The organism is Psychrobacter sp. AOP22-C1-C5, assembly GCF_052378885.1.
Taxonomy (GTDB): Bacteria; Pseudomonadota; Gammaproteobacteria; order Pseudomonadales; family Moraxellaceae; genus Psychrobacter.
This window is the reverse complement of record NZ_JBQSYC010000008.1, coordinates 42,838-67,440: the sequence shown is the minus strand read 5'-3', so window position 1 is coordinate 67,440 and position 24,603 is coordinate 42,838. Positions and strand designations below refer to the sequence as shown.

20 protein-coding genes and 1 pseudogene are annotated in these 24,603 nt (G+C 43.5%); 18 read left to right on the top strand and 3 right to left on the bottom strand.

Features of this window, described 5'->3' with window-relative positions; all coding sequences use genetic code 11:
- The first annotated feature begins 25 nt into the window (after positions 1–25).
- The 11 genes from fmt to ACT3TH_RS10850 all read left to right on the top strand — a co-directional run bounded on the left by fmt (position 26) and on the right by ACT3TH_RS10850 (position 12,608).
- A complete protein-coding gene (fmt, locus tag ACT3TH_RS10900) occupies positions 26–1,105 on the top strand; it encodes a methionyl-tRNA formyltransferase (protein WP_444755852.1) in 1,080 nt (359 codons plus the stop codon).
- 105 nt (positions 1,106–1,210) lie between these two features.
- Positions 1,211–2,788: a transcription antitermination factor NusB gene (locus ACT3TH_RS10895; RefSeq protein ID WP_444755851.1), complete on the top strand. Its 1,578-nt coding sequence runs from the start codon at positions 1,211–1,213 to the stop codon at positions 2,786–2,788.
- 45 nt (positions 2,789–2,833) lie between these two features.
- Positions 2,834–4,255 (top strand): threonine synthase, encoded by a 1,422-nt coding sequence (gene thrC / locus ACT3TH_RS10890; protein ID WP_444755850.1) that lies wholly within the window; start codon positions 2,834–2,836, stop codon positions 4,253–4,255.
- Positions 4,256–4,463: 208 nt separating this feature from the next.
- Complete coding sequence (locus ACT3TH_RS10885) at positions 4,464–5,561, top strand: LysM peptidoglycan-binding domain-containing protein (protein WP_444755905.1); 1,098 nt, start codon at positions 4,464–4,466, stop codon at positions 5,559–5,561.
- 70 nt (positions 5,562–5,631) lie between these two features.
- Positions 5,632–6,903, top strand: a complete 1,272-nt coding sequence (gene dprA / locus ACT3TH_RS10880) for a DNA-processing protein DprA (protein ID WP_444755849.1) — start codon at positions 5,632–5,634, stop codon at positions 6,901–6,903.
- Between the two features lie 132 nt (positions 6,904–7,035).
- Positions 7,036–7,665 carry an L-threonylcarbamoyladenylate synthase gene (locus ACT3TH_RS10875; RefSeq protein ID WP_444755848.1) on the top strand — a complete coding sequence of 210 codons (630 nt, stop codon included), beginning with the start codon at positions 7,036–7,038 and terminating at the stop codon, positions 7,663–7,665.
- Between the two features lie 124 nt (positions 7,666–7,789).
- Complete coding sequence (locus ACT3TH_RS10870; RefSeq protein ID WP_444755847.1) at positions 7,790–8,308, top strand: GbsR/MarR family transcriptional regulator; 519 nt, start codon at positions 7,790–7,792, stop codon at positions 8,306–8,308.
- 164 nt (positions 8,309–8,472) lie between these two features.
- Entirely contained in the window at positions 8,473–9,420 is a 948-nt protein-coding gene (locus ACT3TH_RS10865) for a fatty acid desaturase family protein (protein ID WP_444755846.1), read from the top strand.
- Positions 9,421–9,574: 154 nt separating this feature from the next.
- Positions 9,575–10,555 (top strand): TIGR01777 family oxidoreductase, encoded by a 981-nt coding sequence (locus ACT3TH_RS10860; RefSeq protein ID WP_444755845.1) that lies wholly within the window; start codon positions 9,575–9,577, stop codon positions 10,553–10,555.
- A gap of 27 nt (positions 10,556–10,582) precedes the next feature.
- The gene (locus tag ACT3TH_RS10855) at positions 10,583–11,260 is read left to right on the top strand and encodes an NMCC_0638 family (lipo)protein (RefSeq protein WP_444755844.1); all 678 of its coding nucleotides are present in this window, start codon (positions 10,583–10,585) and stop codon (positions 11,258–11,260) included.
- A 202-nt stretch (positions 11,261–11,462) separates the two neighbouring features.
- The gene (locus tag ACT3TH_RS10850) at positions 11,463–12,608 is read left to right on the top strand and encodes a metallophosphoesterase (protein WP_444755843.1); all 1,146 of its coding nucleotides are present in this window, start codon (positions 11,463–11,465) and stop codon (positions 12,606–12,608) included.
- 18 nt (positions 12,609–12,626) lie between these two features.
- Here the strand turns inward: ACT3TH_RS10850 and ACT3TH_RS10845 are convergent, their stop codons facing one another.
- Entirely contained in the window at positions 12,627–13,946 is a 1,320-nt protein-coding gene (locus ACT3TH_RS10845) for an alpha/beta hydrolase (RefSeq protein WP_444755842.1), read from the bottom strand.
- 460 nt (positions 13,947–14,406) lie between these two features.
- On the opposite strand from ACT3TH_RS10845, the gene grpE reads away from it, so the two are divergent.
- Together grpE and dnaK are read left to right on the top strand one after the other, a co-directional pair.
- A complete protein-coding gene (gene grpE / locus ACT3TH_RS10840) occupies positions 14,407–15,006 on the top strand; it encodes a nucleotide exchange factor GrpE (RefSeq protein WP_444755841.1) in 600 nt (199 codons plus the stop codon).
- A 180-nt stretch (positions 15,007–15,186) separates the two neighbouring features.
- Positions 15,187–17,130, top strand: coding sequence for a molecular chaperone DnaK (gene dnaK / locus ACT3TH_RS10835; RefSeq protein ID WP_444755840.1), 1,944 nt, complete (start codon positions 15,187–15,189; stop codon positions 17,128–17,130).
- A 58-nt stretch (positions 17,131–17,188) separates the two neighbouring features.
- Here the strand turns inward: dnaK and ACT3TH_RS10830 are convergent, their stop codons facing one another.
- On the bottom strand, positions 17,189–18,010 hold the full coding sequence (locus tag ACT3TH_RS10830; protein ID WP_444755839.1) for a methyltransferase domain-containing protein: 822 nt from the start codon (positions 18,008–18,010) through the stop codon (positions 17,189–17,191).
- Between the two features lie 65 nt (positions 18,011–18,075).
- Positions 18,076–19,305, bottom strand: a complete 1,230-nt coding sequence (locus tag ACT3TH_RS10825) for an 8-amino-7-oxononanoate synthase (protein WP_444755838.1) — start codon at positions 19,303–19,305, stop codon at positions 18,076–18,078.
- A gap of 287 nt (positions 19,306–19,592) precedes the next feature.
- Between ACT3TH_RS10825 and ACT3TH_RS10820 the strand changes: the two genes are divergently transcribed.
- The 5 genes and pseudogenes from ACT3TH_RS10820 to ACT3TH_RS10800 all read left to right on the top strand — a co-directional run bounded on the left by ACT3TH_RS10820 (position 19,593) and on the right by ACT3TH_RS10800 (position 24,364).
- Positions 19,593–20,135 carry a porin family protein gene (locus tag ACT3TH_RS10820; RefSeq protein ID WP_444755837.1) on the top strand — a complete coding sequence of 181 codons (543 nt, stop codon included), beginning with the start codon at positions 19,593–19,595 and terminating at the stop codon, positions 20,133–20,135.
- A 199-nt stretch (positions 20,136–20,334) separates the two neighbouring features.
- Positions 20,335–20,910: a porin family protein gene (locus ACT3TH_RS10815; protein WP_444755836.1), complete on the top strand. Its 576-nt coding sequence runs from the start codon at positions 20,335–20,337 to the stop codon at positions 20,908–20,910.
- A gap of 191 nt (positions 20,911–21,101) precedes the next feature.
- Positions 21,102–21,557: pseudogene (locus tag ACT3TH_RS10810) on the top strand (NfeD family protein); the annotation flags it as partial.
- Positions 21,558–21,925: 368 nt separating this feature from the next.
- Complete coding sequence (locus tag ACT3TH_RS10805) at positions 21,926–22,786, top strand: SPFH domain-containing protein (protein ID WP_444755904.1); 861 nt, start codon at positions 21,926–21,928, stop codon at positions 22,784–22,786.
- A 201-nt stretch (positions 22,787–22,987) separates the two neighbouring features.
- On the top strand, positions 22,988–24,364 hold the full coding sequence (locus ACT3TH_RS10800; protein ID WP_444755835.1) for an esterase-like activity of phytase family protein: 1,377 nt from the start codon (positions 22,988–22,990) through the stop codon (positions 24,362–24,364).
- Positions 24,365–24,603 lie beyond the last annotated feature (239 nt).

The window sequence follows — 24,603 nt, the reverse complement described above, 5'->3', positions numbered from 1 at the left end:
AATCACTCACACATACTGCCTGACTATGATTACAATTGCTTCGACTACCATTGCTTCGGCCTCAGATTTGTCTGCTGCCTCTATTACTACTCATAGTGAATCCAGCCCGCGCTTAAGAGTTGTATTTGCTGGCACGCCTGAGTTTGCTGCCATTAGCCTTGAGTCGCTCATCAATCAGCAAGAGTCACTAAATATCGACATCGTTGCCGTGTACACCCAGCCTGATCGCAAAGCAGGTCGTGGACAAAAACTGTCGGCTTCTGCGGTCAAGCAAGTGGCGTTAAATCATAACATTGCCATTGAGCAACCAGCCACCTTTAAAAAGTCTAGTACAGAAGGTATGGCCGCGCGGCAGACCTTGCGCACATATCAGCCAGACGTCATGATTGTGGCAGCTTATGGTCTGATCTTGCCGATTGGGGTACTGACGACGCCTGTTCATGGTTGTCTGAATATCCATGGCTCCTTATTGCCACGCTGGCGCGGGGCTGCGCCTATTCACCGTGCTTTATTGGCTGGCGATGATGAGACGGGTATCACGATTATGCAGATGGATAAGGGCTTGGATACAGGCGACATGCTGTATAAAGTCAGTTGTTCAATTGAGCCAGAAGACACAGCCGCAAGCTTGCATGATAAGCTGGCAGCGCTTGGTGCGACGGCTATTACGACGGTATTAAAAGACTTGCCGAGTTATCAAGCGCAGGCGATTGCTCAAGATGATACGCAAGCCAATTATGCCGAAAAGCTCGTCAAAACCGAAGGCGAAATTGACTGGACACAGCCTGCTACTGTGATCGAACGCCAGATTCGTGGATTGACGCCTTGGCCTGGTGCTTATACTTTTTTGGAAGGACAGCGCGTCAAAGTTTTGGCCAGCTTGCCGGTGAATACCTCACAGCAAACGGATAAGCCAGCTGGCACGGTGATCAGCGTAGGGCGTAAGGCGATTTTAGTGGCCTGTGGTAAGGACGATCAACCATTAGCCAGTACTCTAGCAATTACTGATGTGCAATTCGCTGGTGGTAAACCAATGACGGCCGAACAAATCTGTCATGGCAACCAGTTAAACGATGGTGACCAGTTCACAGCAGATGCTAAATAATTTGATATAAGTCAGTTTGAAGTGCCTTTATTATCCGTATATTCATAAGAAATAACTTTACTTGCATAAGACGCTACCAATGATGCGTCAAGGAAATCCAATTTAATGAGACATGCCACTTCTGCGCCTAAAAACAATGTAAATAGAAACAACAAACTTAAGCCATCAAGCAACCTTATCATGAATGGTAGCGTACGCGTGCGTGTGATTCGCACGTTACTGGCTATACAAAATGGGCAATCGCTCTCAAGTGTTCTTGACCCGCTACTCAACAGCTTACACGATGGTGATAAAGGTTTTGCCCATGCGCTATTATTAACGACGCTACGTCAATGGCATGCGCTTGCACGATTGCTCGACACGTTAGCAGACAATCCTATTGATGAGATTGAAGTTCGTACCACTATCCAAGTGGGTTTGGTGCAGTTATTGTATTTAGAAGTGGCTGATCATGCCGCGATTCATGAAACCGTTGAAGCGGCAAAAGAGATTGAGTTTGCTCATGCGACTGGTTTAATCAATGCCATCTTGCGTAAAGTCGCCAAAAATACTAACAAATTTCGTAAGAAATGCGATAAAAAGCATAGCCTGCCGAATTGGCTCGCTTATCAGCTTAAGCAAGATTGGAGTGAGCAGTATGACGAGCTAACCCAAGGCTTGCGCCAAGCTGCACCCATATTTTTGCGAGTGAATACAGCCGTCACGTCGGTTGATAGCTATCATAAAGCATTGGCAGACGCAGAGATTGAAGCCGACTTGGTTGAGCTAACAAGCGGTCTTAATTTACCTCAATATTCAGATGGCACTGTCTCCGAGACATTATCGACCCAAGGGTTACGGTTACATCAAAGTACGGCAGTTAGTGCTTTGCCCCAGTTTTCTGAAGGTGCGGCGAGCGTGCAGGACGTGCATGCTCAGCTCGCAGCACCGCTTATTCATAAAGCGTTCATGAATAAAGTAAGCGCTGATAATGACAATAGCAATTTGCACATTTTAGATGCCTGTGCTGCGCCCGGCGGTAAACTTGCCCACTGGTTAGAGTTACTAAATTCAGATGAGCAATCGCCCTTGTTTCACGTGAAACAAAGCGACGAAAAATCGACGCCTGCGATTTCTAACATCAAGATCACCGCTATTGATAATGAAGCACCACGTATTGAACGTATTTATGAAAACTTGCAGCGTTTGAGCTTCACGCAGCAGGATTTAAAGCAGTCTGAGAAAAACAGCATTGAGCTAAATGTTGTTTGTGCCGATGCAACCAGATGGCAGCATGGAAAAAATAAAAAAGCGGCTACAAATGAGCCAGTATTTGATGCAATATTGCTTGATTCTCCTTGTACTGCGACGGGCGTAATTCGTCGTCATCCTGATATTAGTATCCTGCGTACCGAAGAAGACGTCGAACAAACCGCGTTGTTACAGGCCGATATATTGCACAATCTGTGGCCACAGCTCAAAGCGGGTGGCTATCTACTCTACGTGACCTGCTCAATTTTAAAGCAAGAAAACGTCGAGCAAATGCAGGACTTTATCAGCTATCATGATGATGCGGTTGCTATTGAATTTACCGAGGATTGCAGCTGGGGTATTGCGCAAGCGATTGGCCGTCAGTGCTTGCCGATCGATAGCGAGAGCGGTGATGGTTTTTATTATGCGTTGTTGCAGAAAGCTGCTGAGTAAACTGTTTTACCTATTCAATAAACTTATTGTAGACAGGACAATCCAATGAAATATATCAGTACCCGGGGTCAGACAGCGCCGATGGATTTTAGTGATGTGCTTTTGATGGGTTTGGCACCAGACGGTGGTTTGATGCTGCCTGAGCATTACCCAACCGTTGACGACGCCGTACTTGAAGAATGGCGTACGCTGAGCTATCCACAACTTGCGATGGCGATTATGCAGCGTTTTGCGACCGATATTCCTGCGGCAGATCTGCAAGACATTATCGAGCGCACCTATACCGCTGACGTGTTCGGTAGCAAAGACATTGTTCCTGTCCGCAAACTGGAAGACAATTTATACATTTTAGGGTTGTCAAATGGCCCAACGCTAGCTTTTAAAGACGTTGCTATGCAGTTTTTGGGCAATGCGTTTGAATATGTGCTCAAAAGAAAAGACGCCCGTATCACGATTATTGGTGCAACCAGTGGTGATACGGGTAGTGCAGCAGAATATGCCTTACGTGGTAAAGAAAATATTGAAGTCTTTATGCTATCGCCACATGGTAAAATGAGCGAGTTTCAGCGCGCGCAAATGTATAGCTTAACGGATGACAACATTCATAACATCGCCATTAAAGGCATGTTTGATGATTGCCAAGATATCGTCAAAGCGTTGCAACAAGATGCTGAGTTTAAGGCAGCCTATAACTTGGGCACAGTCAACTCTATCAACTGGGGCCGCATACTGGCGCAGATCGTTTACTACTTTAAAGCGTATTTTGCCGTTACGACGAGCAACGATGAAAAAGTAAGCTTTAGCGTGCCATCAGGTAATTTTGGTAATATTTGCGCGGGTCACATCGCACGCGAGATGGGTTTGCCTATCGAGCGTTTGATCGTTGCCACCAATGAAAACGACGTATTAAATGATTTCTTTAATAATGGTGCGTATCAACCGCGCCCGACTGAAAAAACTTACGTTACTTCAAGCCCTTCAATGGACATCTCAAAAGCGTCAAACTTTGAGCGCTTTGTTTATCTGCTGCTTGAAAAGGACAGCCCGCGCGTTCATGAGTTATTCGACGGTGTGAAATCTGGTCAGGGTTTTGATTTGTCTGATGTGATGGAAGCGGTCAATACCCGTTATGGTTTTGCTGCTGGCAAGTCTACTCATAGTGACCGTCTACAAACCATCAAAACACTTTATGAGCAATATGGTGAGCTGGTTGATCCACATACTGCTGATGGTATTAAAGTCGCTAAAGAGTTGCAGTTAGAAAACGAGGTGATCATTTGCGCCGAAACGGCATTGCCAGTGAAATTTGCCGACACTATCGTTGAAGCCATTGGTGAGATAGACATTGAGCGCCCTACACACACAAAAGGATTGGAGAGTTTACCGCAGCATGTAGTGATACTAGACAATAACGCTGAGCTAGTCGCTGAGCAAATACGTCAACATGTCACACCAAACCCAGCGTAAGTACTCGGCAGTGATAGCTTTATCTTTCAGTAAAAATAAGATGCGAGTATCTCCAATAAGGTTACACCATTGTAATAAATTGTTTATGATTGTGTTATGGTAGATATGATTGTAATATTAGAAACGGCGTCGGCGGCTCATCATAGTGTCAGACGCTTTTTTAGGAATCATGCCCGCCCAAACAGTGGTACATATTGTGGATATAATAATGAAGATGAGCTTAAAAAAGATAGCAAGCGCACTGTTACTCACGACAGTTAGTAGTGCCATGCTGATGACCACGGCCTACGCTAACAATCCACCTCCAGCCATCAAAGCGGATGCACCCAATCGCTATATCGTCAAAAAAGGCGATACGTTGTGGGACATCTCAGGACGTTACCTAGACAGTCCATGGCGCTGGAAAGAAATTTGGGCGACCAACAAACAAATTAAAAACCCAAACCTTATTTACCCCAATGACATTCTCATCCTGTGTGTGATTCAAGGTAAAACGCTCATTGGGGTAGATACGGGCGAGGGCTGCGCTGGGGTCGAAAAACAATTGATAGGTACTGCGGTCGCGAGTACGGTCACTGTTACGTCAACGGCCAATAGCATTCCTCCTATTCCATTGTCTGCTATTCAGCACTGGCTAAATAAGACTGTCATCGTTGATCCCAAAGATTTCAATACCACGCCTTATATTTTGGCGTCTAAAAACCGTAACCTAATCACGGCAAGTGGTGATAAGGTTTATGCCAAAGGCGTGCCACTTATCGTCGGTCAGCGTTATGGCATCTACCGCGAAGGTGAGCTGTATGTTGAGCCTAAAACGCAAGAAGTTATCGGTCTAGAGGTTACGCAAGTAGCAACAGGATTGGTCACCTCTACAGAGAGCAATGGTGTGACAAGCTTGCAGCTTACGGACAGTTACGGTAAAGAAGTGCGTGAGGGCGATCGTGTATTCGTTGAGCTTAACAACTCTATCCCGCCCGTGTTTTATCCTGCTCCTGCGTCTGTCAGCCGCGGAGGATTGATCGTACGCGTGATGGACTCAATCAGTTCTGCTGCAAAAGGTAGTGTGGTGGCGATAAACTTAGGCAGAACACAGGGTGCTAAACCTGGTGATGTACTGACGGTCTATCAAAAAGGCCCATTGGTACGCGATATCAGAGACAACGATATGCCTGTCCGTTTGCCGAACGAGCCAAGTGGTATGGTCATGATTTTTAATACGTTTGAGCATATTAGCTATGCCTATGTGTTGGACTCTGAGTTACCCATCAACGTTGGCGATCAGCTGCTGCCACCGCCTTACTTATAATTGTATTAAATATATACCGCTGGTTTATTGAATGAGCCACTTTAAGTCCGCCTGTATGAGATAACTGACTATGACGGCAGTCTCTTCTTTATTGACCGATGATCAGCGTGCCGTATTGGCATTATGGTTTGAGGTAAATGCGTCACTCTCCGCGTATCATAAACTCCTCACATCCTTTGGTCATGCTCGGCTTGCTTGGCAGGCCAAAGTGGATGCTTGGCGGCAATTGGGTTTGCATCATACCCATCTCAAACGTCATGAACAGCCTGAGCAAACGCAGGCCAATATCGATAGCATTCAACAGGCATTAACAGAAGGGCGTTATGGTCTACTATTTGCCGACCAGCCTGATTATCCTGCGCAGCTTTTAGAGATCTACGATCCGCCGCCTTTGCTGTTTTACCGTGGTAATAGCATGCGCTTGCAGCAAGCACAAATCGCTATCGTCGGTAGCCGCAAACCCACCGCTCATGCACAAAAAACCACTTATGATATGGCGCAATACTTGGCGCAAGCAGGTTATATTGTTACCAGCGGGCTTGCCATGGGTGTGGATAAGCGTGCTCATTCAGGTGCCTTGGCGCAGGCAGATTCAGCCTACCAAGGTCGCACGGTTGGTGTGATGGGCACAGGCATTGATGTAAATTACCCCAATCATCATGACCAATTATTTGCCCACATTGTTGAGCAAGGTGGCTGCATTATCAGCGAATTGTTGCCGCATACCCAGCCGCATAAGCATACTTTTCCGCGGCGCAATCGTTTGGTTGCGGGTTTGAGTTTAGCGACGATTGTCACAGAAGCCGCTGTTCAAAGTGGCTCGCTGATCACCGCGCGCCTAACTTCTGAGCAAGGCAAACAGGTCTTTGCGATTCCAAGTCATATTGACAATAATAACGCTGAGGGCTGTCACCATCTGATACGTGAAGGCGCGACGTTGGTTTATCATCCACAGCAGGTCATCGAGGATGTCAACAGTCAGCTGGCTTATACCGCTTATTCACATAATTCAGTCAGTGGTACTGATGCATCTATATCTGGTAGCCATAACAATAGCCACAGTAATCCAGCGGACAATAACCAGTCTTCTCAGTCTACAGAAACGAGGCAAGCAGCAGCCACTAGCCAGCTGCCGCCATCACATATCAAATCTCAACGTAGCGCCATCGATATACCTGAGCATTTAAAAGCAGTTTATGAGCAGCTTGACTGGCATGGGCAAGATTTGGACGCACTCATTACTGCTACTAAATTATCTGCACCGCAACTGATAGGACAGTTGATGGAGCTTGAGCTATTGGGCGCTATTAATGTACAAGGTGGACGTTATTCACGTATTTAAAGACCGGTTTGTCTTTCTAATCAAATGACACTCAATATGTTTTAGCCAGTTGTCATTTTTGCTATCTGAGCCAAGGTGGCGGCTGTGCTATTATTCATACCTATTCTTTTACCTTTTTAAATTATTCAAGCCATGAACCAATTCGCTCCCATGACGACCTCTTCGGTGATTCAAGCAGCCAGCTGTTTAAAAGCAGGTCAACTGCTTGCTTACCCAACCGAGAGCGTATGGGGAATAGGCTGTGATCCTTATAATAAATCAGCTGTTCAGTGTATCTTAGCCATCAAACAACGCCCACAAGCCAAAGGTATGATTGTCATTACCGACAGTGTCGCGCGTTTGACACCGTTACTATCACCATTAGATGACGAGCAGCGCGATCTGATTCTAGCGAGTTGGCACACAGATAGTGAGCATGCAGAACCGCAATACAAGCAAGCCCATACGTGGCTACTACCTATTCCGCCAGCCTTTGCTGGCGTCATTCCTCCGTGGATCACAGGTCAGCATCAGACAGTAGCCGTTAGAGTCATTGCTCATCCCATGATTCGTGAACTTTGCGAGCAACTGGTCAGCGAATCCAATCCATTTGGATTGCTCGTCTCTACCAGCTGTAATCCATCGGGACAGCCGCCTGCCATGACTTTTACCGAAGCCCGCGACTATTTTGGGGAGCAAATCAGCTATTTGCAGGCCGAGACATTGGGTTATACGTTACCAAGTCAAATACGAGATGCCACGACAGGACTGATCTTCCGTTAGAAGTATTATAATTACCTTATCCCTTATAGCTTTCTTAGTTTCAGTCTTGACAGAAATAAAAGAAAGGCGCAGTATGTTTTAAGAAGTCAGTAGAAGTTTATAACCAATAAAGTGAGCCCCCGTCATGAAACTCAATCCCGTTACAGAAAAATTTATCTTACATTGGGGTGAGATGGGTACGCAGTGGGGCGTCAATCGCACCATGTCACAGATTCATGCGCTGCTCTATATCATTGGCAAGCCAATCAACGCGGAAGAAATCACTGAGACACTTGGGGTTGCTCGCTCTAATGTGTCAAACAGCATTAAAGAGTTACAGCATTGGGGTTTGGTACAAAAGGTTTCCATATTGGGCGATCGCCGTGATCACTTTACTACCAATACGGATGTCTGGGAGCTGGCGCGTATCATCGTGATTGAACGACAAAAGCGTGAACTGGATCCAACTGTACAGTTTTTACAAGAGCTGATGGACAGTCCTGAGTTTGAACAAGAAAGCGATGAGGTAAAAACCCGTATCCGTGAAACGCAAGAGTTTGTGGCAACAGTGACCACTTGGTCGTCTGAGATGCTTAAATTGCCAACGAAGGCGCTTAAGAAGATTTTGAAACTAGGCGCTAGTATCAAAAAGGTTTTACGCTAATTAAGGTAAATCTAATAAAAAAAGAACTATAAATAGACAAGTACCCTTTAGACGCTAAAAAATTTGGATGGTTATTTCTGTTTTGACAGAAATAAATGAAATTAATATACCGCTCTTTAAGTACCGCATAGCCCTTTAATAGCAACAACAAATGGATGTGTAAAATGAAAACAGATACCGCCCATGACAAAAACAGAATCATTAAGAATGCAGTTAACTTGGTAAAGTGGCAAGATTTACGCCAGCTAACACGTGGCCAAATTGCATATAACGTGGTTTTACCTTATCCGTTTTTGTTGTTGTCATGGTGGTTTGCTAGCCACTCATGGTATGTGCTGGCATGCGGCGCTTCTTACTTGTTTTTTGCGGCAGCCTTCCGCCAAGCGCATGATGGTTATCATCATAGTTTGGGGACAGGCAAACGTACGACCACCGCTCTATTACTGTTGCTGAGTGTGCTGTTGCTGACCAGTTTGCACAGCATCCAAGCCACTCATAGAGAACATCATCGCAATCCACTAGGCGACAGTGATATCGAAGGCAGTTTAGCAAAAATGACGTGGTGGCAAGCGATGTTGAGTGGCGTGACCTATCGTCTTGCTATCTATCGTCAGGGATGGCATCTAAGTAGTCGTCTCAATCAACGTCTTATTTGTCTAGAGTTTGGTCTAATAGCGTTATTACTTGTGGCTGTCTTTGGAGTGATCGCATTTACTGTCTCTGCTTTTACCGTTTTAGCACAAGTATTGCTCTACCATATAGTGGTGATGATCCTAGCAAATGCCAGCGTCGGTATTATCGCTGTGTGGAGCGTGCATCATGATTGTGATGAGACAGTAGCCCGTACTGAGCGGAACCCGCTGGCTAATTTCTTCACTTTTAACCTGCTGTATCACGTAGAGCATCACCTATTTCCTGCCGTACCCTCCAACCATTTACCTAAGCTGGCAAAGCGTTTAGATACGCTCGCGCCGCATCTTACTAAACAGCGGGTATTGCCCAGTATAGATACTGTGGTTGGCGGCATTTATCATCAATGGCGAAAAGTAACAGATGGTCATCATAAGAATACTAACGCAAATGATTGTCCTATTCGCAAACATTTTACGTAGGAGGATTTGGCAATGTTGACTCTGTACTCGTAAACTGCATTATCTTACCAAAAGTATGTAAAAGTCATTTTGATATCGCTGTCAAAAAAGACGACGATATATATTAAGATTCCAGTTCTAATGAATGACCAATAACCGATATAGGGAGTAGGGCATGAATATTTTAATCAGTGGCGGTTCAGGGTTTTTAGGCAGCGCGTTTAGTGACGCACTTCTAAGACGCTATCAGAAAATGGGCAAAGACTTACATATTACTTGGCTGACGCGTGATAGCAGTCAAGCGCACCCTGATAATATTAACATGATGACTTACGATGAACTGGCTAAGTTTGATGACGCAGGTCAGGGATTTGATGTCATAGTCAATTTAGCAGGGGCGGGTATTGCGGATCAGCGCTGGAGTGATGAGCGTAAAGAGAAACTGCTTGCCAGTCGTATCAAACCAACCGAAGCGTTATTGGCGTTTATAGAACGCACTACTAACAAACCCAAACTATTGATAAGTGGTTCAGCGATTGGCTGGTACGGCACTCAAGGCGACAAACCTTTGACGGAAAGCAGCGGTTTTGAGACCGATTTTGCGCACAAATTATGTCAAGATTGGGAAAATTTAGCGTTAAAAGCAACCGATCATGATGTGCCTGTGGCTATCGTTCGTACTGGTGTGGTCATGCATCCTGAAGGAGGCATGCTTGGTAAACTTCTTACACCATTTAAAATGGGCGTAGGCGGTCAACTGGGTGATGGCAAGCAAATCATGAGCTGGATTAGCCGAGAAGATTGGGTAGGAGCCACGATGTTTATTATGGAAAAGCATCTTGCTGACCAATCAGATGATCAGCAAAGGGTTTCACATGATGATAATGCGCTAAAAACTGGCAACAACACGCCAGCAGTTGTCTATAACCTTACTGCGCCAAATCCAGTGACTAATCATGTATTTACCGAAACACTAGGCACGCATTTACATCGTCCTACTTTTTTCACGTTACCGAAGGCACTACTCAAAGTGATGTTTGGTGAGATGTCGACATTGTTGATTGATGGGCAAAAAGTATTGCCACAAGCATTGCTTGAGTCGGGGTACGAGTTTAAACAACCAACGCTTGAGCAAGCACTGGTAGAGCAAAAGTAATTTTCCGAATGGACTTTAGGAATATTTATGAACAATAAAGCAGTCAGTTTAATTCTACTATCTACGTTTTCAGCTTTTATGTTATCAGCTTGTGATAGTGGTGCCAATGTACAAGCACAAACGCCACAATTAGAATCAACAGTAGAGGCAAAACCGAAAATAGAGGTTACTGATTCTAAAACAGAGAGTAAAAGAGGCGTAATGAGTAGCGACGATGAAAGTGCTTTAGGAGCGAAGCAAGCAGAGACTTTTAGAGCTATATACGCCTCAACCTGTATGCAGTATTTACCCAAGCTTGACGAGTTACGAAGTAACCTTAAAGCTCAACCCAAATTCCCTACCGCACAAGCCTCTCAAATTCTAGTAGGTGACACAGGCTCTGCTTGGCCAGTACCTTCTGATGAGGGTAGTTATATATTGGCAATGCCTGACAATAAGAATCTTTACGCTATTTATGCCAAAGAGTTAAATGCTCAGCTCGCTAATCAGCAATTTACAGAGGTTTATAGCAAGCCACCGTTACCTTTTACAGCTACTCAAATAGATAATACTATTGAGCAAAAGCAAGGAGGTACTAAAACAACTTTGTCCTACAGTTGGAGTGCACCTAATACACAGAGAAAAATGCTGTTTATGCTGACTACGGATGATTCTGCAACGACTGATATCAAAGCTATGTACACCGCTTCGATAATGCCTGAATAAATGTTTCATGTGAAACACGGTGTTTAATGGCCATGTGCTTTGTTTCACGTGAAACTTAAGGAAGAACCTTAAAAAACCTTTGCGATGACAAATAAGGATAGAGGAGGTCTCTTTATAGACATCAAATACAGTTGGTGTTTATTTTGGTTTTAGCCCCCACTATTTAGTAAGGCAGTTTGAATAGTAACAATCAAGGATACCCATGCGCTACGCATTTTTTATCACCATTTTTTTGCTATTGCAGCTCTTTAGTTTTGGCGCAGCTATGAGCTTACAATGGTGGCTACAGCCTTGGCAGACACCTACTTTACAAACTGCCATATGGATTATCGTATTTGTTTTTACCAATACCTTGCTCTTACTAAGCGTCAAACGAGTTTTTGCCAATAGCTATCGCTGGATAAGTGGGTGGATGTTGGTTATGCATTTTATGCTACTCACAGCTTTGATCACGAGCTTAGTCTATGGCGGATATTGGTTAATAACTTCGTTCACAGGCCTAGCAATCAATATAAATTTTTCAGGCGATCTTGGCTTACGAGTGCTGGCGTTGGTGATTTTTTTGGGATTGTTTATGTATGCACTATACAGTGCCTACGTCCCTGTCGTACGCAGATTGTCCATCCGTATCGACAAGCCTCTATCTAAGACATTAAAGATTGCGGTAGCCAGTGATTTACACATAGGGCGATTGTTTGGCAATAGCGCGATAGATAGGTTACAGCGATTGATGGTGCAAAACAAAGCAGGCATATTGCTTATGCCAGGCGACATCATGGATGACAATACAAAGGCATTTAATGACTATAATATGGCAGTTAATTTGACGAAGCTGGTTGATAGCGTACCGTACGGCGTTTATGCCACACTAGGCAACCATGATCTGTATGGTCACGAACAGCCGATTAGTACAGCACTACGCAGCACTGGTATGAAGTTATTAAACGATGAGGCGATATGTATAGAGCATGAGGGCGAACGTGTTTGGTTGGTTGGTCGTTTTGACAATCACAAGCATCAGCGTGTGGCGACCACTGAGCTATTGGTGCAAGTAGATACAAATCTGCCAGTTATCTTGCTCGATCATAGGCCGAGCGATATTACAGCACACAGCCAGTTACCCATTGATTTACAAGTATCAGGGCACACGCACAACGGACAGGTATTTCCGGCAAATTTTATCGTAAGTGCCATTAACCGTGTAGGATATGGCCATGAAGCCATTGGCAAAGGACACTTTGTGGTGTCCTCTGGCTATGGCTTTTGGGGAATTCCTTTTCGATTGGGATCACGCTCAGAGATTTGGTTGATTAGCTTGATTGGGAATACAGCTGGAAAATTGCACTGATAAGTTGATAAATAACAACTAGGCGGCTAATTGAGATTCAACACTCAGAAGATCGTGCACAAAGCGAGCAAAGCCGTCGATAATGTCATTGGTCTCTTGACCCAAACCCGGGTGAACGCTCATAAAATGAATAAAGCCGTGCGGCGCGCCAAGTACTGTATGTGTCTTGACCAAAACCCCATGGCTTTGTAATTGCTTGGCATAAGCAAATGCTTGATCACGCAATACATCCAGCTCAGCTGCAACGATATAAGTGGCACACACTTTACGGTTGTCACCAAGTATGGGAACATTAAGGATATGCTGGCGAGGCAATAGGCTGTCTTTGAAACAAGCATCTCCAAATACCGCTACATCGGCATGATCCAGTAGTAAGCCGTCGCCGTATAACTCCCAGCTTGGATAATCCGTTTCAACGTCCGTTAAAGGATAGATAGGCATTTGCGCTAGTGGCTTGGGTAAGCCTTCTAACAAGTTAAACATCGTTTGACCATCGACGCCCAAATTTAGCCAATCATGGACAGTTGGCGCAGTCAGCTGCTGAGCCAGCAAAGTAGACAATCCGCCACCCGCACTATCACCCGCTAAAACAATACGTGACGGTAGCGCATTTAGAGTATGGCAATGCTCAGCCAACCAAGCATAAGCAGCGATACAATCTCTTAAAGCCGTAGGCGTAGGGTTTTCTGGCGCTAAGCGGTAATCAACGCTGACAACCGCCCAACCCGTGCGTTCGCAAACGGTATGACAAAACTCATGATGGGTGTCGATATCGCCAATACAAAATCCACCACCATGAAAGAACAGCATCACGGTTTCATCGGGATTAGGAATACGGCGCTTTTTAAAACTCATCCTCTTAGAACCCACGCCCGCTTGATAACAGCGAACCGTCATATCACCGTCGTCAGCATCAGCAATCAAAATATCTTCCCAGTGAATAATTGTCTCGCCTTTTTTGGTAAAGCGTCTGATATTGCTGAGCTTAATATTGCCAAATATAGTGTCATTGGCTTTTTTCCATACCTTCGGCGCTTGCATGGCAACGGCATCGGCGGCAAACCTTTCACGCAGCTCATGCATGGGCGTAAGGTCTAATGGTACTTTAAGCTTTCGATTTACCGCGAGAATTAAACGCAGATGGGCATTGGCATGCGGATACTGTTCTGCCGTAGGCCCTTTTAAATGGGTAATCAAACGCTCTAACACAGGGGTGGGCAGATGACCCAAGCTTTTCATAGCATGATGCAGGGTATGGGGTTGATAGGAAAAAGGTTTCAACGTCATCAACGCTTTGTTCAATAAAGTATTAACGGATAATACAATTGATTTGGACATAATACTTCTCATAAATGATTGGCAGTATTCGCTGTCTTACAATAGCGTTTGCCTTAGGGTAAATCTTACTATTTGTGGCAATGATAATGATAAAGGAATCACCGATAGAGTTGGGTATACTTTGGTAATGACTTAGGATTGAATAGTAAAAAAATTGGAATAAATGACGGGTTTGTATGCAACCTACAGGCACATATTAGAATGCCTCGAAGGAATAGCAAGCCATCTTATAGGCACTTTTCACTTCATTTAAATAGTATTTGTTGCAAATGAGAAAAATTCCTGTGTTTTAGGCTTGAAATTTATACCTACCACCTTTATCAAGCAGCTAGTAAAGCGCATTTATAAGAACAATGAGTAACAACGGTTAAGTACCCAATAAAGGCACGATATAGCTAGCGTTTAGCAAGTTTATTATGCCTGACAACCATCGTCATTATTAACATTTTAAGGAGCCATCATGAGCGAGCAACAGACCAATCACGAATCCCCTGAGCAGAATGTGGTGCATGATAATATTGATCACAGTGACAGCATTTTAGAAGAAACCATGAAAGAGTTTAATCCTAAGAACAATTCAGGTGATGAGATGGTTATCGACAATGAAATCGATCTCGATACTTTTAAAACCCGTATTGCTGAATTAGAAGGCGAAGTTAAGCAAGCCAAAGAAGGCACTGCTCGTGCCAATGCAGAAGCTTACAACGCACAAAAGCGTATGGAACAAGAAGCAGACAAAAGCAAAAAATTCGCTTTGCAAAAATTTGCCAAAGAGTTATTAGAGATTGTTGATAACTTAGAGCGCGCGATGGAAAACGCTGACGCCAATGATCCAGTTACGGAAGGCGTGCAATTGACGCATAAAGCCCTTTTAGCAGTACTGAATAAAAACGGCGTAGAAGCGGTTGATCCACAAGGTGGAAAATTCAATGCAGACCTGCATGAAGCCGTTGGTATCGATGCAGACGCAGAGGCGGATACCGTCGGTACTGTCTTACAAAAGGGTTATAGCTTGAATGGACGTCTATTGCGCCCAGCAATGGTACGTGTTGGACAATAAGATTCAAAGTGATAAACCCTACTAATATTAGGGTTTATCACAAAAAGTCACAGGAAAGGCCACTTTTGCTGGCTTGTTGACTTGAAAAAATCAATGGATAAACCGATATATATTAACAGTGACCGATCACGGTCAGCACATAAAACTATTTATATTTAAAACAATTAGGAGCAATTGATTATGGGTAAAGTAATTGGTATTGATCTAGGTACGACTAACTCATGTGTCGCAGTGATGGAAGGTGACAAAGTTAAAGTCATTGAAAACGCCGAAGGTACTCGTACAACTCCATCGATCGTCGCATACAAAAATGATGAAACCTTGGTCGGACAGTCAGCCAAACGTCAAGCAGTCACCAACCCAAACAATACGTTGTTTGCGATTAAGCGCTTGATTGGTCGTCGTTTTGATGACAAAGTTGTGCAAAAAGACATCGGTATGGTGCCTTATAAAATCGCCAAAGCCGACAACGGTGATGCCTGGGTAGAAATCAACGGTAAAAAACTTGCACCACCACAGGTTTCTGCTGAAATCTTAAAGAAAATGAAAAAAACCGCAGAAGATTATCTTGGTGAAAGCGTAACTGAAGCGGTTGTAACTGTACCTGCTTACTTCAATGACTCACAGCGTCAAGCCACAAAAGATGCGGGTAAAATTGCAGGTCTTGATGTAAAACGTATCATCAACGAGCCAACTGCCGCCGCGCTTGCTTATGGTATGGACAAAAAGCAAGGCGATAGCACCGTTGCTGTTTATGACTTAGGTGGTGGTACTTTTGATATCTCAATCATTGAGATTGCAGACGTTGATGGCGAGCAACAGTTTGAAGTACTTGCAACCAACGGTGATACATTCCTTGGTGGTGAAGATTTCGATTCAGCTTTGATTGATTATCTGGTAGATGAGTTCAAAAAAGACCAAGATGTTAACCTAAAAGGTGACTCATTGGCGATGCAGCGTCTAAAAGAAGCCGCAGAAAAAGCGAAGATCGAGCTGTCAAGTGCACAAAGTACTGAAGTGAACTTGCCATACATCACCGCCGACAGCAGTGGTCCTAAGCATTTGGTTGTGACAATCAGTCGCTCAAAACTAGAAAGTCTCACTGAAGCGCTCGTACAACGTACTATGGGTCCTTGTAAGATTGCTCTAGAAGATGCTGGCCTAAAAATTGGTGATATCGATGACGTCATCTTAGTTGGTGGTCAGACGCGTATGCCACTTGTACAGCAAAAAGTACAAGATTTCTTCGGTCAAGAACCACGTAAAGATGTGAACCCTGATGAAGCAGTAGCAGCGGGTGCCGCAATCCAAGGCGCGGTATTGTCTGGTGAAAAAACTGACGTATTGCTACTTGATGTGACGCCACTTACTCTTGGTATCGAAACGATGGGCGGTGTCATGACGCCAATCATTGAGAAAAACACCATGATTCCTACTAAGAAGTCACAGGTATTCTCAACGGCTGAAGACAACCAGCCTGCTGTTACTATTCAGGTGTATCAAGGTGAACGTAAAATCGCGAATCAAAACAAACAGCTTGGCCGTTTTGATCTGACGGACATTCCACCAGCACCACGTGGTCTACCGCAAATCGAAGTTACTTTTGACATTAACGCTGATGGTATCATGAACATTTCGGCGAAAGACAAAGGTACTGGTAAAGCACAAAGCATCCAGATTAAAGCGGATTCTGGTTTGTCGGATGAAGAAGTTGAACAAATGGTGCGTGACGCTGAAGCCAACGCAGCTGAAGATGAGAAATTCGCAAACCTTGCGCAAGTACGTAACGAAGCTGACGGCCGTATCCATGCTGTACAAAAAGCATTGAAAGAAGCTGGTGACAAAGTGACTGATGAAGAAAAAGCAACCGTTGATACAGCGATTACTGATCTTGAAACAGCGGCTAAAGAAGATGATCATGATGACATCAAAGCCAAGCTTGAAGCGTTAGACAATGCTTTCTTGCCAATCAGCCAGAAGATTTATGCTGATAGCGGTGCAGGCGCAGAAGGTATGGATCCAAGCCAGTTCCAACAAGGCGCGGACAATGCAGCAGAGAGCAATCAGGCCAATGACGACGTCGTTGATGCTGAGTTCACTGAAGTTAATGATGATAAGAAATAATACTTCTTAAAATCATCTAGTATCAAAATAAAAAACGCACCTTTCGAGGTGCGTTTTTTTATGGCTGATAGGCTTCAATGATGAGTACGTCATAAGTTAGATATACACAGGGTTGTCCATTCTCATCCTGTCCTGAAAACTGTTGCCAATATTCACGTTCAAACTGCTGCAAACGTGTTTTCGTCCATCTAAAAGTCGCGACGCTTTGTTCGTCTACTGTGCTGGGCAATTGGGTCTGATTGGTCGATACACCAGTCATTTTCATATGTTTTAGCACATCGTATGGTCGGGCAAACGGTATATCGAAGCGCTGAATCGATAGCTGAATCTGACTAAGTTTGGCATCATCTAAGGCTGACCGCCACGCCTCAATGGTTGGATAATCTAGTCCTTGCCCGGTAAGCGTTCTAATTTGCAAAAAATTATCGGGCGTAAAAGTGCTTAGCAGTAGTTGTCCGCCAGCTTGTAGCCGCGCTGATGACTGCGGTATGAAACGTAATGGATCATCAAACCACTGTATGGCATTGGCACTGATAATTAAGCTGTGATTTGTTTCAAAATCCATTGTTTCTGCATCACCAATACGTAATTGTGCCGTGGGTAATATAGACTGTAAATGTGCTCTTTGCTGAGCGCACAGCTCATTGATGATCCAGCGTTTGCTTTGTAGCGTTGCTGCCAGTAACTGGGTCAACTGCCCAGTACCTGCACCCACTTCAAGCACACTATCTTGATATGGCTGCGCGACGCAAGTAAGCAGATATTGACAGATATGCTGCTGGATATGAGCATGCTGATCGTAGTCGTTAGCCTGTGCAAAATGACGAGCGATGTTCTGTTTTCGGGTGCTTAGGTCGTACAGTGGGTTAGAGTCTTTCATAACGTTTATGCAATCCAAAATGTCATGAGTGGTTGTTTGGAAAATTTTAAGGGACGTTTTTTCAATTATAAGTGTGCGATCAAACGCTGACAGTCTGCCGTGCTTATACTGGCATTCATTACCAATCGAATGCGTGCTGTATTGGCAGGCACTGTTGGCGGTCTGATGGGTAGGGCATAAAATCCAGCTGCCTGTAGCTGCGCTGCTTTGGCAATGGTTCGGGTATTATCACCCAATATGTAAGGCACAATCGGGGACTGATAAGTAGTCTCTTGCGGCGCTGATGATAAACGATGCAATGGGCTGATAGCTTGGCCGAGTTGTAAAGAGATTTGTGCCAAATGTTGTCTCCGCACGTGCAGTTGCGGCATTTTTGCCAAAATAAAACGTGTCCACGCATGATTGATCGGTGGTAACGCGGTACTAAAGACAAGCGGGCGCATGTGATTGATTAGCCACGATTTAACAGCGTCATCGCATAGGACATACGCACCGATTGACGCAAACGCTTTACCAAATGTACCTATCAAGTAATCAATATCAGCAAGGGTTCGTGTTTCTTCTGCCAGCCCGCAGCCTTGATTGCCAAAGACGCCGACCGCGTGCGCTTCATCTACGTATAACTCGATACGACTGTCTGATGCTTTTAAGCGTACCAAGGCCTGTAAGTCTGCACGGTCGCCATCCATACTAAAGATACTTTCGGTCATGATAATGATACGCTCAACATCATCTTCAACTTGTGCTAGTAGAGTTGCCAAGTGCTCATAATCATTATGGCGATAGCGCCGATAGGTACATAATTTATTTTGGCTCAAGCGAATACCGTCAATGATACTAGCGTGCACCAGTTTGTCAGCCAAAATAAGGGTTTTAACGGGCAAGGCCGTGAGGGCTGGTAAAATACCAATGTTGGCGTGATAGCCGCTGTTCAGTACCAAAGCTGACTTCGTAGCTGAACTATTTTGTCCATTTACTGCCATTCGATACCATTGCTGTAACTCGTTTTCCAGCATTTGCAATTGTGTGTCATTGCCCGTCAAAAGACGCGATGAGGTGGCACTCATCTTAGGTAAGTGCGCTGCGGACAGCTGCATGTACTCAAAGAATTCGCGTTGCAGCGTTATGTCACCGCTCAATCCAAGATAGTCGTTACTGGCAATATTTAATAAAGTTTTGCCATTATTGACGACATAACGTCCTTGATGCTTAAGATCAGGTAGCTGACGGTATTGCTGCTTTTCTTTTAACTGCAAAAGAGCGGCCTGTAAACGCTCGCGAATAGGAGCTGGCATACTGAGTTGTCCTGTATTTTATTTTGAATATACGGATGTTGGAGACTTAATAAGTAAGAAGTATTGCACAAAATCATGAGATGTAACAGAAAGTTTCATATCTACGGGTTTGTAACCAATGCACTGATAAATACTTTCAAATCTTAACTTCCATACTATCAAACACTGACAGAGTGCTTGAAATAGTTTGTTACTATGTACACATCGTTAGCAAACAAGGCGATGCGGTCAAAAGACCAATATAAATAAATAACTTGTTTGTAAAAATTTACTTGAAGGAGCTAACAATGAAAACTCTACAAAAAACTTTACTTGCACTAGCAGCTGGTTCTTTATTAAGCATGGGTGCTCAAGCAGCCGTATCATACGGTAACGGTTATACAGGTCAACCATACGCTGGTTTGAAAGTCGGTCAGTTTGACCTAGATGTCGACGGCGCTAGTGATCCAACTGCTTATGGCGTTTATGGTGGTTACAACTTTGATCCTAATTTCGGTATTGAAGCTGAATATGTAGGTTCAGATGACGCTAACTATTATAATGGCGACATCGATGCGAAAAGCTATGGTGCCTATGGTACTTACCGTTATGCTTTCCCAAACACTGCCTTATATGCAAAAGGTAAGTTGGGTGTAGCAAAGACCAAAATCGAGGGTAACTCTTTTTCTGAGAACTCTGACAGAAGAACAATTTCTAAGAGCGATACCAGTCTTGCTGGTGGTGTAGGTCTTGGTTATGCAGTTAACTCTGACTTCAGTGTCGAAGCTGAATATGACATGTTAGGTAGTGATGCAGACCTAATGACAGTTGGCGCACAATTGAAATTCTAGTCTTTTGATTGATAAAGCATAGAATATAAAAAACGATCGCTTCGGCGGTCGTTTTTTTATTGTACTAAATAAAAACAGTTGTGTGCTTTTAGAGATAATATTGTTAATATATCACTATCATCTACAGACAAGATGGTATTTTGACAGACAGCAGTTTATAAAAATATAACTGCTAATTGAAATATCTTTAAGGATTACAATGAAAATTTTACAGAAAACACTATTAGCTTTAGCAACGGGTACTTTATTGAGCGTTAGTGCTCAAGCTGCTATCAATTATACCGGTCAAACGTATGCTGGTGTGAAAGTTGGTCAGTATAGCCCAGATGACGCAAAAGATGACGCGCTATCATATGGTGTTTATGGTGGTTATAAATTTACACCAAATTTTGGTGTGGAAGCTGAGTATCTGACCACTAGCGATGCTGATGCTTTCGACGACAGCTCTGAGAAATCTGAGTATAGTGCAGACACTTATGGTGTGTATGCTACCTATGATTATACGTTTCCAAATACTGCTCTATATGCAAAAGGTCGTTTAGGTGTAGCAAAAAATAAAATCGATGTAGACTATACTGATAAATTTGATTCTAGCGAAAATGAAAGTTTTGGTTATTCTGACACAGGTGTGGCTGGTGGTTTAGGTCTTGGCTACAATATCACTCCTATGGCAAGTGTTGAAGCTATGTACAATTTTTATCCAACTATCGATTTTGACGGTGGAGACGATGTGGACTCTAATGGCATTACTTTAGGCGCACATTACAAATTCTAAGCCTAGAATCTTAATTATAAGAAGCGATCACTTTAAGTGGTCGCTTTTTTTATGCAGTTTTCTGTACCGATAACTTCTATGTCTTGAATGTCGATCAGTAATAAACAACAACATATGATTGATTTTTAAGACAATATTGGTTGTCAAATTGTGCTACATTGAAAGGTAGGAATGGACAGGAGTATACAGTAATGATTGAAACTATTTGGATGATTGAACCTTGGCATTGGTTGGTTTTAGGTTTTGTATTGATGATTGCTGAGATATTCATTCCGACCTTTGCAAGCCTTTGGTTTGGAGCAGCTGCTGTTATTGTCGCTGCTTTATCATGGTTATTACCTGTTCCTTTGATTGTGCAAGTTTTAATCTGGTTAGGATTATCGGTATTGTTTATGTTTGCTTGGGTCAAATACATCAAACCTCTATCCATAAATCGCACTAAGGCTGGATTGGATAGTCGTGTTATTGTCGGTGAAACTGGCATGATAGTACTGAAGCCGCAGAAAAACGTAGTGGGGCTGGTGCGTTTTAATGTACCGATTGTGGGTGCTGATGAGTGGCCTTGCCGTACAGGCAATAAGGTAGTCGAAGTTGGAGATCGAGTGGTAGTGACAGGCATTAGTGGCAACGAGCTGATAGTGGCGCCAACTAAACGAATTGCTGCTCCTATTGTGGCCAATCGTCCTGATATTAACCCTGTTGACAATCTTCCCATCGCCCATAAAGTGAAGTCTAGCAGACTGAACTTGAATAAGCCCAATTTAGATAGCGTCCGTCTAAAAAATAAGTTTATAGATAAGTGATTTTTAAAAATTATTCCTCATAAGTTTGATTTGACATATCGTCAGCGTACCATGAAGTCGCTACATTGATAATTATGGGCCACTGATATAGATTTTTTCAGAGATTAAATAATTAATTGACTAAATGAGTGAATAAATTCGACGTTACCGCATTGCTGCACCCTTGATAGCAATGGCTCAAGGAGAGCATTATGAATAATATTATAAGTAGCATGAATGGCATGAGCATCGTTCTACTGTTGTTGGTTGCCTTAGTTGCGTTCACTGTCTTTAAAAGCGTGCGTATCGTACCGCAGGGTTATAAGTGGATAGTGCAGCGTTTGGGTAAGTACAGCCAAACACTAGAGCCTGGTCTTACCTTAATCATCCCTTTTATTGATAGGATTGCGTATAAGGTCACTACAAAAGACATTGTGCTTGATATCCCATCACAAGAAGTCATTACTCGCGATAACGTAGTGATCATTGCCAACGCGGTCGCTTATATCAATATTGTGCGTCCAGACAAAGCGGTGTACGGTATCGAAGATTATGAATATGGTATTCGCAATTTAGTACAAACGTCATTGCGTTCAATCATTGGTGAGATGGATTTAGATAACGCCTTATCCAGTCGCGACGAGATCAAAGCATTGCTCAAACATGCTATCTCAGAAGACATTGCAGATTGGGGTATTACTCTAAAAACGGTTGAGATTCAGGATATTAATCCTTCATCGACTATGCAGATGGCGATGGAAGAGCAGGCCGCAGCAGAACGTCAGCGCCGTGCGACAGTGACTCGTGCTGATGGTCAAAAGCAGGCTGCTATCTTAGAAGCAGATGGTCGTTTGGAAGCCTCACGCCGCGATGCCGAAGCACAAGTCGTACTTGCAAAAGGCTCAGAAGAGTCCATTCGCCTCATTACCGGTGCGATGGGCACTGAAGAGATGCCGATTGTTTACTTACTGGGTGAGCAGTATATTAAAGCGATTCGCGATTTGGCTGAATCTGATAACTCAAAAATGGTGGTCTTACCTGCTGACATTTTAAGTACAGTGAAAGGTATGGTTGGTGATAAGTTAAAAGTCTAATAGATATAGTATCTGTACTTCACATCGGTACATTTAATATCTAAAGCCAATATTTAAAGTCAGCCACTAGAAATAGTCAGTAAGGGTGTTACGCGCTGGCTATTTTTTTGAGTTCGATTTGTTAGAGATTGCTTTTATGGCTTTTTAGTAGGCGTTATAATTTTACTCAATAATAAAAATATGGATGCAAGGAAGATAGAAATGACGCAGCAACCTGTAAATACGGACATGATTCATATAAAAGCGTTTTCTCAAGGCAGTCCACTACCTTATACCGTGCTTGATGCGACGCACAATAATGCTGCTTATCCTAACCAAAAGCTTGAGATTCGAGGTGGCGGCTATGGTTCAGATGCGGCAGCCCATCCTGCCAATGCCAATCAATTCTATGTGCTTACCGATCGTGGCCCTAATGCTGATTTTGAAGGGTATGCAGGTAAAGGTAAGCAGTTTTTAGTGCCAAATTATGTGCCATGTATCGGTCTGTTTGAGTTGCAAGCTGATGGACAAATCACCAAAATAAAAGACATTGCGCTAAAAGACAGACATGGCAAGCCTATCTCTGGATTGCCAAACCCAAAGGCCTTGGGCGGTACGCATGAGGTACCTTATAGTGTGAACGGGCAACCGATGACGATGAACCCAAATCTACCGTTTGATGAAGTGACGAACCCTATTAAAACCGATATCAATGGTTTGGATCCTGAAGGACTTGCGGCGCTTACCAATGGGAGTTTTTGGATCAGTGATGAATATGGTCCCCATCTCGTTCACTATAATGCTGAAGGGGTAGAGATTGCGCGTATCAATCCATTTCCCCATGATGAGCGTAATAATGTGATTATTAACGGTAAACAGGTTTTACTACCTACAGAGTTTACTAAGCGTCGCGCCAATAGAGGTATGGAGGCATTAACGATTACGCCAGACCAGACCACACTCGTGGCGATCATGGAATCTTCTATGGACAATCCTGATGAGTCAGGGCGTGTGTCTAGTTTGACGCGTATCGTTACGATTGACTTAAATTCTGGTCAAATAGCACAGTATTTGTATCGTCTTGATAAGGCACAACATGTGACCTCGGGTATCGTTGCACTTAGTAATTATGAATTTTACCTTATTGAGCATGACCGCAAATTTCCGCTACAAGATCAGGCGGCACAAAAGCTGATTTACAAAATAGATATTTCGCAAGCAACTGATATCGAAACCATTTTAAACTCCCAAAATAGCAAACAGGATGAAAATATCGGCCTCACTATCAACAGCCAAACACTAGAGCAAATGATTGCGGAAAATGAAAAAAATTGGCAAGTGCTCAAAGAGATGGACATCAAGCCCGTGAAAAAAACGCTGGTCGTCGATGTTCTTGCTACCTTAGATTATCCTCATGATAAGCTTGAAGGCTTATGGTTACGTCAAGATGGTTCACTGGGCTTACTCAATGATGACGATTTTGCGATGACCGATACGGAAATAACCAATTCAAAAAGTACCATTGAACAAAAATATTTGGATAAAGAAAAAACGATAGAAGATGCCAACAGACTGTATATTGTTATGCCTACTGAATAAGATGATTGGCCTAATGATAGATAATGATCATTATCGTAGAATAAAAAAAGATCTCATTTGAGGTTTTTTTTACTATTACGGATTAAGCTATCGTCAAGTCAATGTAACAGAGAGTCAGCGAGACTGGGATGAATCTTTTGCAGCCTCTGTCCGCGTAGGCACAGCAAGCAAGAAAAATTTGTACCAGTCTCGCCTTGTAACACCACGCATCTATTTTATTTGGTATCGACTCTATCCGA

Excerpts from the sequence above, each read along its gene's own strand:
- ACT3TH_RS10895 (WP_444755851.1), top strand. The coding sequence starts at position 1,211 with ATGAGACATGCCACTTCTGCGCCTAAAAACAATGTAAATAGAAACAAC.
- ACT3TH_RS10830 (WP_444755839.1), bottom strand. The coding sequence starts at position 18,010 with ATGAAAGACTCTAACCCACTGTACGACCTAAGCACCCGAAAACAGAAC.
- dnaK (WP_444755840.1), top strand. The coding sequence starts at position 15,187 with ATGGGTAAAGTAATTGGTATTGATCTAGGTACGACTAACTCATGTGTC.
- fmt (WP_444755852.1), top strand. The coding sequence starts at position 26 with ATGATTACAATTGCTTCGACTACCATTGCTTCGGCCTCAGATTTGTCT.
- ACT3TH_RS10845 (WP_444755842.1), bottom strand. The coding sequence starts at position 13,946 with ATGTCCAAATCAATTGTATTATCCGTTAATACTTTATTGAACAAAGCG.
- ACT3TH_RS10805 (WP_444755904.1), top strand. The coding sequence starts at position 21,926 with ATGAATGGCATGAGCATCGTTCTACTGTTGTTGGTTGCCTTAGTTGCG.
- ACT3TH_RS10870 (WP_444755847.1), top strand. The coding sequence starts at position 7,790 with ATGAAACTCAATCCCGTTACAGAAAAATTTATCTTACATTGGGGTGAG.
- ACT3TH_RS10815 (WP_444755836.1), top strand. The coding sequence starts at position 20,335 with ATGAAAATTTTACAGAAAACACTATTAGCTTTAGCAACGGGTACTTTA.
- thrC (WP_444755850.1), top strand. The coding sequence starts at position 2,834 with ATGAAATATATCAGTACCCGGGGTCAGACAGCGCCGATGGATTTTAGT.
- ACT3TH_RS10800 (WP_444755835.1), top strand. The coding sequence starts at position 22,988 with ATGACGCAGCAACCTGTAAATACGGACATGATTCATATAAAAGCGTTT.
- ACT3TH_RS10825 (WP_444755838.1), bottom strand. The coding sequence starts at position 19,305 with ATGCCAGCTCCTATTCGCGAGCGTTTACAGGCCGCTCTTTTGCAGTTA.
- ACT3TH_RS10860 (WP_444755845.1), top strand. The coding sequence starts at position 9,575 with ATGAATATTTTAATCAGTGGCGGTTCAGGGTTTTTAGGCAGCGCGTTT.
- ACT3TH_RS10855 (WP_444755844.1), top strand. The coding sequence starts at position 10,583 with ATGAACAATAAAGCAGTCAGTTTAATTCTACTATCTACGTTTTCAGCT.
- ACT3TH_RS10885 (WP_444755905.1), top strand. The coding sequence starts at position 4,464 with ATGAAGATGAGCTTAAAAAAGATAGCAAGCGCACTGTTACTCACGACA.
- ACT3TH_RS10820 (WP_444755837.1), top strand. The coding sequence starts at position 19,593 with ATGAAAACTCTACAAAAAACTTTACTTGCACTAGCAGCTGGTTCTTTA.
- ACT3TH_RS10875 (WP_444755848.1), top strand. The coding sequence starts at position 7,036 with ATGAACCAATTCGCTCCCATGACGACCTCTTCGGTGATTCAAGCAGCC.
- dprA (WP_444755849.1), top strand. The coding sequence starts at position 5,632 with ATGACGGCAGTCTCTTCTTTATTGACCGATGATCAGCGTGCCGTATTG.
- ACT3TH_RS10865 (WP_444755846.1), top strand. The coding sequence starts at position 8,473 with ATGAAAACAGATACCGCCCATGACAAAAACAGAATCATTAAGAATGCA.
- grpE (WP_444755841.1), top strand. The coding sequence starts at position 14,407 with ATGAGCGAGCAACAGACCAATCACGAATCCCCTGAGCAGAATGTGGTG.
- ACT3TH_RS10850 (WP_444755843.1), top strand. The coding sequence starts at position 11,463 with ATGCGCTACGCATTTTTTATCACCATTTTTTTGCTATTGCAGCTCTTT.